13 protein-coding genes are annotated in these 11943 nt (G+C 28.4%); all 13 read right to left on the bottom strand.

Going from position 1 to position 11943, the window contains the following annotated elements; translation table 11 throughout:
* Nucleotides 1–8 precede the first annotated feature (8 nt).
* Nucleotides 9–1397, bottom strand: a complete 1389-nt coding sequence (asnS, locus tag HMPREF2782_RS00460; RefSeq protein ID WP_070640000.1) for an asparagine--tRNA ligase — start codon at nt 1395–1397, stop codon at nt 9–11.
* The gene (locus HMPREF2782_RS00455; protein ID WP_070639997.1) at nt 1378–2709 is read right to left on the bottom strand and encodes a replication-associated recombination protein A; all 1332 of its coding nucleotides are present in this window, start codon (nt 2707–2709) and stop codon (nt 1378–1380) included. Before HMPREF2782_RS00455 ends, asnS begins: the two co-directional genes overlap by 20 nt.
* An 84-nt stretch (nt 2710–2793) precedes the next feature.
* Nucleotides 2794–3249, bottom strand: a complete 456-nt coding sequence (nrdR, locus tag HMPREF2782_RS00450; RefSeq protein ID WP_004839057.1) for a transcriptional regulator NrdR — start codon at nt 3247–3249, stop codon at nt 2794–2796.
* A gap of 1 nt (nt 3250) precedes the next feature.
* The gene (ftsZ, locus tag HMPREF2782_RS00445; protein WP_019117471.1) at nt 3251–4336 is read right to left on the bottom strand and encodes a cell division protein FtsZ; all 1086 of its coding nucleotides are present in this window, start codon (nt 4334–4336) and stop codon (nt 3251–3253) included.
* 32 nt (nt 4337–4368) lie between these two features.
* The gene (locus tag HMPREF2782_RS00440) at nt 4369–5160 is read right to left on the bottom strand and encodes a cell division protein FtsQ/DivIB (protein WP_070606020.1); all 792 of its coding nucleotides are present in this window, start codon (nt 5158–5160) and stop codon (nt 4369–4371) included.
* 1 nt (nt 5161) lies between these two features.
* A complete protein-coding gene (murG, locus tag HMPREF2782_RS00435; RefSeq protein ID WP_070639994.1) occupies nt 5162–6247 on the bottom strand; it encodes an undecaprenyldiphospho-muramoylpentapeptide beta-N-acetylglucosaminyltransferase in 1086 nt (361 codons plus the stop codon).
* Nucleotides 6248–7558, bottom strand: coding sequence for a UDP-N-acetylmuramoyl-L-alanine--D-glutamate ligase (gene murD / locus HMPREF2782_RS00430; RefSeq protein ID WP_070639990.1), 1311 nt, complete (start codon nt 7556–7558; stop codon nt 6248–6250).
* Nucleotides 7555–8505 (bottom strand): phospho-N-acetylmuramoyl-pentapeptide-transferase, encoded by a 951-nt coding sequence (mraY, locus tag HMPREF2782_RS00425; protein WP_070639986.1) that lies wholly within the window; start codon nt 8503–8505, stop codon nt 7555–7557. The genes murD and mraY overlap by 4 nt, the downstream gene beginning before the upstream one ends.
* A 5-nt stretch (nt 8506–8510) precedes the next feature.
* A complete protein-coding gene (locus HMPREF2782_RS00420; RefSeq protein ID WP_261668497.1) occupies nt 8511–8924 on the bottom strand; it encodes a septum formation initiator in 414 nt (137 codons plus the stop codon).
* On the bottom strand, nt 8911–9831 hold the full coding sequence (gene rsmH / locus HMPREF2782_RS00415) for a 16S rRNA (cytosine(1402)-N(4))-methyltransferase RsmH (protein ID WP_070639980.1): 921 nt from the start codon (nt 9829–9831) through the stop codon (nt 8911–8913). The genes HMPREF2782_RS00420 and rsmH overlap by 14 nt, the downstream gene beginning before the upstream one ends.
* A gap of 1 nt (nt 9832) precedes the next feature.
* Complete coding sequence (mraZ, locus tag HMPREF2782_RS00410; protein WP_019117465.1) at nt 9833–10246, bottom strand: division/cell wall cluster transcriptional repressor MraZ; 414 nt, start codon at nt 10244–10246, stop codon at nt 9833–9835.
* A gap of 186 nt (nt 10247–10432) precedes the next feature.
* Entirely contained in the window at nt 10433–11194 is a 762-nt protein-coding gene (gene lgt, locus HMPREF2782_RS00405) for a prolipoprotein diacylglyceryl transferase (RefSeq protein WP_070639977.1), read from the bottom strand.
* A 1-nt stretch (nt 11195) separates the two neighbouring features.
* Nucleotides 11196–11933 carry a YebC/PmpR family DNA-binding transcriptional regulator gene (locus HMPREF2782_RS00400; RefSeq protein ID WP_004839067.1) on the bottom strand — a complete coding sequence of 246 codons (738 nt, stop codon included), beginning with the start codon at nt 11931–11933 and terminating at the stop codon, nt 11196–11198.
* Nucleotides 11934–11943: the final 10 nt, after the last annotated feature.

Below are 11943 nucleotides of genomic sequence, written 5' to 3'. Positions count from 1 at the left end.
TTTTCTCCTTAGTTTTTTGATGCAAAAGATTTTACTGTTCTTGGGTAAGGGATTACGTCACGGATATTTTTCATTCCTGTAAGATACATTACTGCTCTTTCAAATCCAAGACCATAACCTGAGTGAACTACTGTTCCATATTTTCTTAAATCTAAATAATTTTGATAATCTTCAAGTTTTAATCCATTATCTTCCATAGATTTTACAAGCTCATCATATCTTTCTTCCCTTTGACTTCCACCAATTAATTCTCCTACAGCAGGAACTAACATATCAAAAGCTGCAACAGTTTTTCCATCTTCATTTCTTCTCATATAAAATGCCTTAATATCTTTTGGATAATCTGTAACAAAAACTGGACCATCAACTATTTTTTCTGATAAATATCTTTCATGCTCAGTTTGAAGATCCATTCCCCATTTTACAGGATATTCAAAATCAACATCAGCTTCTTGTAATTTTTCTATAGCTTCAGTATAAGTAATTCTTGCAAATTTCGCCTCTTTAACTTTTGTAAGTCTTTCAATCAAAGTATCATCAACTCTTTCGTTGAAAAATTCAATTTCATCCTTACAATTTTCTAAAACAAAACTTATCATATATTTCATCATATCTTCAGCCACATCCATGCACACATTATAATCTGCAAAAGCAATTTCTGGTTCAATCATCCAAAATTCCGCAGCGTGTCTTGGTGTGTTTGATTCTTCAGCCCTAAAAGTTGGACCAAAAGTATAAATATTAGATAAAGCAAGAGCATAATCTTCTGCCTCAAGTTGCCCTGAAACTGTCAAATAAGATTTTTTTCCAAAGAAATCTTTAGAATAATCAACTTTTCCATCCTTATTTAAATCTAATTTATCTAAATTTTGGGTAGTAACTTGGAACATTTCCCCGGCACCTTCTGTATCAGATGCAGTAATTAATGGAGCATTTAAATAAATAAATCCTCTTTCTTGGAAAAATTTATGAAGAGCATAAGCAAGTTTTGATCTTAATCTAAAAACTGCCCTATAAGTATTAGTTCTAGCTCTTAAATGAGGAATAGTTCTCATATATTCAAGAGATTGTTTTTGTTTTTGAATAGGAAATTTCTCATCACTATGACCTAAAACTTCTACAGATTTTGCTTGAAGCTCGTAGGCTTGTTTGGCATTATTTGTTTTCACAAGAATTCCTTTAATTTTTAATGAAGCTGAAAGATGTTCTTTTTGTAAATCTTCAAAATTTTCTAATTCTTTTCCAACAACAATTTGAAGATTTTTAAAAATTGTACCATCATTTAATTCAATAAAGCCGACATTTTTTGTAAATCGCGCCTGTCTAATCCATCCTTCAACTGTAATTTCTTGGTCGATGTATTTTTCAACATCTTTTTTAATCTCTCTTAATTTCATCCTTATTTCCTCTCTTAATTTTTTCTAAACTTTCATTAAGTATTTTTTCGTAACCTATATTTTTTGGATTATAAAATTTTTCATCTACAAAGCCATCTGGAAGATAATCTTGTTTTACATATCCATCATAATCATGAGGATATAAATAAGTATCTTTAACTAAATTTTTACTTCCTTTATAATGGGTATCTTTTAATTTATTTGGTACTTCCAAATCTTTTTCATTTTTTACAAAATCCATAGCCTTATTTATAGCAAGGTATGTAGAATTATTTTTCTTTGCTAAAGATAAATATATACAAGTCTCTGCCAAAATAATTCTTGCCTCTGGCATACCTACAGTATTAATTGCTGTAAAAGTATTTGTAGCAAGGCTTAAAGCGTAGGGATCAGAAAGTGAAATATCTTCTGATGCAAATATAATCATTCTTCTTGCTATAAATTTTATATCTTCTCCGCTATTTAACATTTTTGCCAAATAATAAACTGCTGCATCAGGATCTGATCCACGCATAGATTTTATGAAAGCAGAAATAGTATCATAATGTCTATCTCCATCCCTATCATAAATAGAAATTTTCTTTTGGATAGAATTTATAATACTTTTTCGATCAACTACTATTATACCTTCTTTATCTTCTTGTGAAAATATTGCAATTTCTAAAGCATTCAACAAGGCTCTACAATCCCCGTTAGAATATTTAACCAAAGTATTTCTGGCATCATCGTCAATTTTTATATTTTTATTTTGTAAAAGCCTATCTCGACTTAAAGCCATATCTATTAATTTTTTTAAATCATCATCTGTATGTGCTTTTAATTCAAATACATACATTCTAGAAATTAAGGCTTTATTTACTTCAAAATATGGATTTTCTGTTGTAGCTCCTATCAAAATAATTGTAGAATCTTCAACAAAAGGCAGTAAATAATCTTGTTGACTTTTATTAAATCTATGAATTTCGTCAATAAATAAAATAGTTTTTTTATTTTCAAATTTCAAATTATCTTTTGCAATTTGAATTTTTTTCTTTAAGTCATTGATTCCACTAGCCACCGCAGAAACTTTTTCAAAAGCCATATTAGTTGAATTTGAAATAATTTTTGCAAGGGTAGTTTTGCCAACTCCTGGTGGTCCATAAAAAATAGAAGAATATATTCTATCAGATTTTATCATTCTTCTTAAAATTTTTCCTTCTCCTAAAAGATGATCTTGTCCTAAAAAATCTTCAATTTTTTCAGGTCTCATCCTATCAGCTAATGGAGCAGACTTTTCTAGTTCTCTTAATTTATTTAATTCAAATAAGTCCATTTTATCCAATCTTTCAAAAAAAGGACTGTTGCAAAATGAATTTGTTTTTTGTCATTTTCATCTTGCAATAGCCCCTTAAATTTTCTAATTTTTTTCTTTTAAATTTTTAATCTCTCTATAGAAACTCTCAACATCTTTAAATTCCCTATATACTGATGCAAATCTTACATAAGCTACAGGATCTAATTGTTTTAGATGCTCCATGACAAATTTTCCTATGGTAGTGGATGATACTTCCTTTTTGCCAATATGATTTATAGAAACTTCTATATCATCTGCTATCTTTTCAATGTCTTCCATGCTTACAGGTCTTTTTTCGCAAGATTTTACAATTCCACTTATAAGTTTTGACCTATCAAAAGATTCTCTAGTGTTATCTTTTTTTACAACCATTAAAGTTTGGTCTTCGTATCTTTCATAAGTTGAAAATCTTTTATTACAAGTTTGGCATAGTCTTCTTCTTCTAATAGCATGATTATCTTCTGTTGCTCTAGAGTCTATAACTTTTGTATCATTTGAGTCACAATATGGACACTTCATTTTATTTTAAGAAATCTGGAAGATCTATATCGTCAAATGGATTTGAAGAACTTTGTTTTTTTGGTGTTTGTCTTTGGCTAACACCTTGTGAAGATCTTCTGTTTTCTAAAACTTCTCTTCTTGTTTGGTTGTCTTGATCAAATCCTGTGGCAATTACAGTAATTTTAATGTCATCGCCCAATGATTCATCGCTTCCTACACCAAAAATTATATTTGCATCTGAATCAATGTGTTCTCTAATTAATTCTGCTGCTTCGTTTGCTTCCATTAAACCAACTTCTGCTGCAGTTACGTTTAATAATACTGCGTTAGCTCCTTCGATTGATGTTTCAAGTAATGGAGAATTTACAGCTGCTTTTGCTGCATCTACTGCTCTGTTTTCTCCGCTTGCTCTACCAATTCCCATGTGAGCTATTCCTTGATCTGACATAATTGATTTAACATCAGCAAAATCAAGGTTGATTACATTTGGTACAGCTATAAGTTCTGAAATACCACTTACAGCATCCATAAGTACTTGGTCAGCCATTTTAAATGCGTCTACCATTGATGTTCTTTTTTCTACAATTTGTAAAAGTCTATCATTTGGTATTGTAATCAATGTATCTACACATTCTTTTAAAGCTTCAATTCCACCTTCTGCAGATGTTTGTCTTTTTCTTCCTTCAAATGTGAAAGGACGAGTTACAACACCTACTGTAAGTATTCCTTGTTCTTTTGCTTTTCTTGCTACAACAGGGGCTGCTCCAGTACCAGTTCCACCGCCCATTCCAGCAGTGATAAATACCATGTCTGCTCCCTTTAGTGATTCATCAATTTCAGATTCACTTTCTTCAGCAGCTTTTTCACCAATTTCAGGATTAGCTCCAGCTCCAAGTCCTCTTGTAAGCTTTGCTCCTATTTGTAATTTGATGTCAGCATTCGCTTCATTTAAAGTTTGAAGGTCTGTATTTAATGCAATAAATTCTACTCCAGAAAGGCCACCCTCTCTCATTCTACTTATAGCATTATTTCCGCCACCACCAACTCCTATTACTTTTATTTTGGCTAAGGCGTTATTTTCTACTTCCATGTTAATATTTGCCATCTTCATCCCCCGTTTCATTAAGATTAATATTTTTAATTATTTTCATCTTTTTCGTCAAGACTTTTTTCTTCAACTTCAACTACTGGATTCTTACCCTTATTTAGGCTAATTGAATAAGCTTTTATTTTTTTATTTTCTATATCCTTTAAAACTGAATCAAGTAGTTTAAGTTTATAATTATAATTTTTTAAATCTCCGAAATTAATCTGAATATCATTTATTATTATACCAATTTCATTATAGTTTTCCAAGTCTATTTCTTTTATGTCTTTAGCATATTTTAGCTTTTGAATAGAATCGATAAATTTTATTAGATTTTTTTTATCGGTAAAATTTTTTCCAATTTCTGGTTTGTTTTTTATTCCTTTGATTTTTAGTAAATTATTATTTTCTTCATTTACTGTTTTATCTAATACTTTTCCTGTATTTGCAATAACATAGCTATCCTTTTTGTATCTTGCAATCATATAAGGATATTCTTCTTTTACTCTTACTATAATTTTATCTGGAAGTTCTTTTTCTATTTTGGCGCTTTTTATTATTTTTTCTTTTTTTAGATGTTCTATACTTTCTTTCTCATCGTATAAAATTATATTTGTTCCCATCGGATTATTTAATTTTGATAAAATTTGATCATTTGATAAAATTTTATTTCCTTTTATATAAACTTGAGAAATTTTATAGTAATCATGCCTAAATAAATTAACAATTAATATAGCTGCGATTACTATTATTAAAAAAATCACAAAAAAAGGAGTAAATAATTTTTGTTTTCTTTTTAATTTTTTTCTGCCTTTATTTTTTTGTCTATTTTTTTTGCTCATTTCACATACCCATAACTTTTTTTATCAAATCAAAAATTTCATCACTCGCATTAGGATTTTGTAATAAGCTTGCCTTCTCGCCCATTTCTTTTATTTTTTCTTTATCTTCTACAATACCAAGTATATTTTCATAGAGGATTTTTCCATTTAATTCTTTTTCCAAAATCATTGAGCAAGCACCTTTTTTCAAATATGACCTTGCGTTATATTCTTGATGGTTTTCTGTTGTGTAGGCTTTTGGTATTAAAATTGATGCTTTTTTTAGATTTGATATTTCGCTTAAACTCATAGCCCCAGATGATGCTATTACTAAATCACTTACTGCATAAAATAAATCTATATTATCTATATAAGAAAATGCCTTTATATATTCATTTTCTTTTGTGTTTTTAATAAATTCATCATAATTTTTTAATCCAGTTTGATGGAGCAAATAAAATTTTCCGTCCATAAATTCACTCATTTGCTTAACTGCATCATTTAGATATTTTGAACCATTAGATCCTCCAAAAGAAAAAACTACTGGTCTATCTTTTTTTATTCCTAACTTGTCCAAATCTTCTTGACTGTATGATGTATTAAAATTAGTTCTTACTGGATTTCCTGTTACATAAACATTTTTTTTATTTTTCAAATGTTTTTTTGCTTCTTCAAATGATATACAAACAAGGTCAACTTTGTTTGACAAAAATCTTGTAGTAACTCCCGGAAAAGAATTTGATTCATGAATCAAAGTTTTTACATTTTTCTTGCTTGCTTGATAGAGAATTGGTGCACAAACATAACCACCTGTTCCTATAACAAAATCTGGTTTGAATTCTTTAATAATTTTTTTTGCTTCTTTGAAACCTCTTAAATTTGTCAAAAGAGATTTAAAAAGTCTTTTAGAAATTTTTCTTGGTAGACCCATTGCCTCAATAGCTCTAAATTTGTAACCATATTTATTTACAATTCTTTTTTCTGGGCCATCATTTAATCCCACATAAAGAATTTCCAAATCATCTATTTCTTCTTCTAATTTTTGGCACATGGCTATGGCTGGATAAATATGTCCGCCAGTTCCACCGCCAGATACTATTACTCTCATCTAATCTTCCTTTTCTAAAACTCTATTTTTGAAGTCATCTCCTCTTTGCATGTAATTGTCATACATTCCCCAACTAGCACTTGCAGGAGAGAGCAATACCGTATCAAAATCTTTCATTATTTCAAAAGATTTATTTACAGCTTCTTGCATGTCATTTACTAAATAATAATTAATTTTATATTTCTCACAAAGATTTTGTAAAATTTCCTTTGTTTGACCCATTAAAATCATAGTTTTTATTTTTTTCTTTGTATTTTCAAATAGGGGCATGTAATCAATTTTTTTATCATAGCCACCTGCAATCAAAATAACATTTTTATCAAAACTATTTATTGCTTTTATTGCAGAATCTACATTAGTAGCCTTAGAATCATTGTAAAAAGATACATTTCTAATTTTTTTTACAAACTCAAGTCTATGATCAATAGCCTTAAAAGTTTTTGTGTATTTTATAATTTCATCAAGATTAAGGCCAAATAAATACAAGCAAAGTATAGCACAAGATACATTTAAAAGATTGTGATCTCCTACAATTTTTAAATCATCTCTTTTTAATAAATAAATTTCTTTTTCGTCTTTTAAATAAAGAGAGTCATCTTTCAAATATATTCCTTTTTGAACTTCTTCTTTTATAGAAAATTCGTATATTTTTGATTTGAACTTATTTTTGTTTTTTCTTAAAATTTCATCGTCGTGATTAATGATAAGATAATCACTTTCATTTTGATTTATAGAAATTTTTAACTTATCTTCTATATAATTTTGAAAAGATCCATGCCAATCTATGTGATCTGGAGTAATATTTAAAATCCCTGCTATATGTGGCTTAAATAATTTGGTATTGTGAAGTTGAAATGAAGAAATTTCTTCAACAAAAATCTCATCATTCTTATACATTTGCCACAAAATGCCTTCGCCAATATTTCCGACTCCAATAGCTTTATTTCCACTTTGATTTAAAATATGGCTAATAAGAGATGTGGTTGTTGTTTTGCCATTTGTTCCTGTAATTGCTATATTTTTTTTATCTTTAAAAAGTCTATATGACAATTCAATATCAGTAATTATCTCATTATTTTTTTCTAAAATTTTTATAATATCATCGTCTGGTCTAATTCCTGGAGATTTTACTACAAAATCATATTTTTCTTCAATTTTAACATCAGAAATAGGGCTATAATTATAGCCCTCTAATCTTTCATCAGTATTTTTATTTTTATCGAAAGTAAAAACTTCATAACCTAATTTGTCCAAAGTTTTTACTGTAGATATGCCTGTAATTCCTAAACCGTAAACTAAAACTTTTTTCATAATAATGCGAGTAAAGTAATCAAAGATAAAATTACTGATACTATTGTAAAACCAGTAACTATTTTTGGTTCTTTGTATCCTTTCAATTCATAATGATGGTGGATTGGAGTCATCAAAAATATTCTCTTTTTATTTCTAAATTTGTATGAGGCAACTTGAATTATTACACTTAAAGCCTCAGCCACATAAACTCCTCCAAGTATAATTAAAAATAAAGTCATTCCCATATTTATGGCAAGTCCAACTACAGCTCCACCGATTGCCATAGAACCTGTATCTCCCATAAATACACTTGCTGGATTTGAGTTATAAAATAAAAATCCTAAAACAGAACCAAGCATAATACTTGCAAACAATTCGTCTTCTATATTTTGACTTAAAATTATAAATGTTAAAAATACTGGAATAGAAACTTGAGTAGATAAACCATCTAGTCCATCAGTTAAATTTACAGCATTTGAAGTCCCAATCATAATAAACATCATTATAGGAATTCCTAAAATTGAAACATTTAATCTAATATCTGTAAAAGGAATCCATAATTTTGTTATTGTATCATTTTGGAAAATAGAACATAAAATTGCAATTAAAAATGATAAAGCAACTTGAAGAATTATTTTTTGCTTAGCTGTTAATCCTAATGATCTTTTTAAAATTAATTTTCTAAAATCATCAATAAAACCTATAGCTCCAAATCCAAAAGTTGCTAACAATAATATAAAAGTTTTCATAGAAAAAGGAACAAATATCAATGTCAAAACAAGTGCTGATATTAAAAATATAATACCACCCATAGTTGGCGTACCTGCTTTTCCATAATGACTTTTTGGTCCTTCTTGTCTAATATTTTGTCCAATATGACTTGATCTTAAAATTGGAATTATAATTTTTCCCAAAATCAAAGTTAATATTAAACTTATTAAAATAATTAAAATCGTATTTTTCATCTCTCCTACCTATCAATATTAAGATATACAACATTACCTTCATTTTCATAAATCATACCAAGATTTTCCATCGCATATCTTTGAATTTCTTTCAAACTAACTGAATCTTCAAGATCACTATTTAATCTATCCCTTGTTAATTGATAAGATGTATATTGACTTTGTAATTTATTATACTCTTTTATTCTATTATTCAATTTAATATAATTATGTAATGAAATAAAACCCATAAAAATAAAAGATAAAAATAATAAAGCTAATATATTTCTCTTAAACTTCCTATCTTTTTTTTGGAGTTTATTATATCTAAACTTAATATCATAAGAAGTTTGATCGTGCAAACTTAGCTTTAATTTTTTATTTAAATTTTTATTTATTTTTCTTTTTTTCAAAGCTCCTGACATATCAAATCCTCTCACAAACTCTAAGCTTAGCACTATGAGACCTATTATTATTTTTCAATTCATCTTTGCTTGGCAAAATAGGTTTTTTGCTAATTAATTTTACCTTTTTTTCATGATTGCAAACACAAACAGGAAAATCAGGTGGACAAATACATTTTTTACTCATCTCTTTAAATTTATTTTTAACGATCCTGTCTTCCAAAGAATGAAAAGTTATTACACATAATCTTCCATTTTTGTTTAGACGATCAACTATTTTTTCTAAAGTATTTTCCAAAACTTCAAGCTCTCTATTAACTTCGATTCTTAAAGCTTGGAATACTCTTTTTTCAGGATGAGCTTCACTAGTATTTACAGATTTCATAACAATATTTCGGAGTTGTAAAGTTGTATTAATTTCGTGCATTTTTCTGTAATCTACTATTGCTTTAGCAATTGTTTTGGAATATCTTTCCTCTCCATATTCAGAAAAAATTTTCCAAAGCTCATCCAAAGAGTAATCATTGACAATTTGTTTTGCTGTTAACTCATTATCTTTGTTCATCCTCATATCCAATGGACCGTCTTTCATATAAGAAAAGCCTCGATCTTCATTGTCAATTTGGTAAGAACTTACGCCAATATCCATCAAAGCGCCATCTATCCTATTAAAACCAGCTTCATCAAGAACATTTTCAATATTTTCAAAATTCTCATTAAAATATAAGACATTAGAAAAATCTTTCAAATTTTCTCTAGCTGCTTTGATAGCATCCTTATCTTGATCTAAGCCAATCAAAAGACCATTTGGTGATAATTTTTTTAAAATTTCTTTAGAATGGCCTCCCTTACCCAAAGTTAGGTCAGCATATATACCATCTTCTTTTATATTTAAGTTTTCTATAGTTTCATTTAATAAAACTGATTTATGAGAAAATTCCATATTACTGATCCATAATTTCTGATAAGTTCACTTCAACATCACCAATATAATCATTCCAATTATTCAAATCCCATATTTCTATGTTTGAATTATTTCCGATTATAATAGCCTCTTTGCCTAAATTAGCATAGTCGCGTAATTGCTTATTTAATAAAACTCGCCCTTGTTTATCCAAATAAGCCTTGATAGTGGAAGAAAAAAACAATCTTTTTATCGCCCTGTTGTTTTTATTTTGGTAGGATAATTCTTCGTACTTTTTAGCACGTTTTTCAAATTCCTCAATAGTATACAAAACTAATGAGCGTTCTGGGCCCTTGGTTACATAAAATTCATTACCAAGATCATCTCTAAATTCACTTGGCATCATTATTCTATTTTTAGAATCTAATTTGTGAATGAATTCTCCTAAAAACATGACCCACCTTCTACCACTTATTTCCACTTCACATACATTTTATACTAAAATCTTTAAATTGTAAAGGATTAAAAAATTTATTTTTTTGAAATTTTTTTGAAATTTTTAATTTTTTTTATATTTTTTAAAAAAAGTGGTTTGAATTCCCAAAATAAAATTTAAAAATAAAAAAACAGCCGAAGCTGTTTAATTTTTTCTATATGGTTTTAAATTTATATTTTTATATTTGAAAAATAAATATAAGCCTACGATTAAATAAATAACGCTTGTAAGTTGTGCCATTCTTATTGGACCTATCATTAGAGAATCTGTTCTAAGTCCTTCTACAAAAAATCTCAAAATTCCGTAAGCGATAAAATATATTGCTGTTTGAATTCCTTTTTTGGGATTTTTTTTCCTATAATTTATTAAAAATAAAAATATTAAAAAATCTCCAATTGATTCATACAAAAATGTAGGATGGACTTTTACTCCATCAACTATTATCGCCCATGGCAAATTTGTAGGTGTCCCGTGCGCTTCTCCATTTACAAAATTACCCCACCTTCCGATAGCTTGACCAAAGGCTAAAGATGGTGCCATTACATCTAAAATATCTATCAACGGAATTTCTTTTTTCTTGGCATAAAAATAAATACCAATTATTGCAAATAAAATTCCTCCGTGGATAGCAAGTCCTCCTGCTCTGAAATTTAAAATTTGAATTGGATTATTTTTGTACATGTCCCATTCAAAAACCACATACCATGCTCTTGCTCCAATAATTGCAAGTGGCAAAATCACAAAAAGTAAGTCGTAAATAAAATCTTCTTTAAATCCTCTTTTTACAAATTCTTTTTGGGCAAATTTTGCTCCAATTAATACTCCGGTAATAATTAATATTGCATACCAATATATATCAATTCCAAAAAGAGAAAATGCTACTCTATCTATATTAAAATTTAACATATTATTCTTCTATATTATCTGGCACATTCCAATTTGTATAAACTTCTTGAACGTCATCGTTATCTTCAAGAGCATCAATCAATTTCATTATTTGTTTATTATTTGATTCTTGTGCATCAATCAAATTATCTGCTATATATGAAATATCTGCTTTTGCAAGTTTATAATTTTCTTTTTTTATTCCATCAAGAACTGTTTGAAAATCTTCAACGCTTGTTATTATTTGATAAACGTCTCCTTCGTCTGTTACATCTTCTGCTCCAAAATCAATAACTTCTAACATCAATTCATCAAAATCAATTTCATCTTTTTCGATTTCAATAAGTCCTTTTCTGTTAAACATAAACATAACTGATCCATCTGTTCCAAGATTTCCACCATTTTTATCAAAAATGTGTCTAATATCTGGAGCTGTTCTATTTTTATTGTCTGTAAGACAATCTACAATTACAGCTACTCCATCTTTAGCATAGCCTTCGTAAATTATTCTTTCAAAATTTGCTCCGCTTGTGTCGCCGCTTGCTTTTTTTATTGCTCTTTCTATATTATCATTTGGCATATTTTCTGCTTTTGCCTTGTCGATTGCTGCTTTTAAAGCTGGATTATATTCTGGATTATCTCCTCCTTCTCTTACTGCAACTGAAATATTTCTACCAAGTTTTGTAAAAATTTTTCCACGTCTTGCGTCTTCACTACCTTTTTTATTTTTAATTTTGCTCCACTTATTATGTCCTGACATATTTCCTCCT

This window comes from Anaerococcus sp. HMSC068A02 (genome assembly GCF_001811125.1).
Taxonomy (GTDB): domain Bacteria; phylum Bacillota; class Clostridia; order Tissierellales; family Peptoniphilaceae; genus Anaerococcus; species Anaerococcus vaginalis_C.
The sequence above is the reverse complement of the archived record's forward strand: the minus strand, read 5'-3'. Positions and strand labels throughout refer to the sequence as shown.

Coding starts and splice junctions, on each gene's coding strand:
- HMPREF2782_RS00400 (WP_004839067.1), bottom strand. CDS start 11,933: ATGTCAGGACATAATAAGTGGAGCAAAATTAAAAATAAAAAAGGTAGT.
- murD (WP_070639990.1), bottom strand. CDS start 7,558: ATGAAAAAAGTTTTAGTTTACGGTTTAGGAATTACAGGCATATCTACA.
- nrdR (WP_004839057.1), bottom strand. CDS start 3,249: ATGAAGTGTCCATATTGTGACTCAAATGATACAAAAGTTATAGACTCT.
- asnS (WP_070640000.1), bottom strand. CDS start 1,397: ATGAAATTAAGAGAGATTAAAAAAGATGTTGAAAAATACATCGACCAA.
- HMPREF2782_RS00440 (WP_070606020.1), bottom strand. CDS start 5,160: ATGAGCAAAAAAAATAGACAAAAAAATAAAGGCAGAAAAAAATTAAAA.
- rsmH (WP_070639980.1), bottom strand. CDS start 9,831: ATGGAATTTTCTCATAAATCAGTTTTATTAAATGAAACTATAGAAAAC.
- mraZ (WP_019117465.1), bottom strand. CDS start 10,246: ATGTTTTTAGGAGAATTCATTCACAAATTAGATTCTAAAAATAGAATA.
- HMPREF2782_RS00455 (WP_070639997.1), bottom strand. CDS start 2,709: ATGGACTTATTTGAATTAAATAAATTAAGAGAACTAGAAAAGTCTGCT.
- lgt (WP_070639977.1), bottom strand. CDS start 11,194: ATGTTAAATTTTAATATAGATAGAGTAGCATTTTCTCTTTTTGGAATT.
- mraY (WP_070639986.1), bottom strand. CDS start 8,505: ATGAAAAATACGATTTTAATTATTTTAATAAGTTTAATATTAACTTTG.
- murG (WP_070639994.1), bottom strand. CDS start 6,247: ATGAGAGTAATAGTATCTGGCGGTGGAACTGGCGGACATATTTATCCA.
- ftsZ (WP_019117471.1), bottom strand. CDS start 4,336: ATGGCAAATATTAACATGGAAGTAGAAAATAACGCCTTAGCCAAAATA.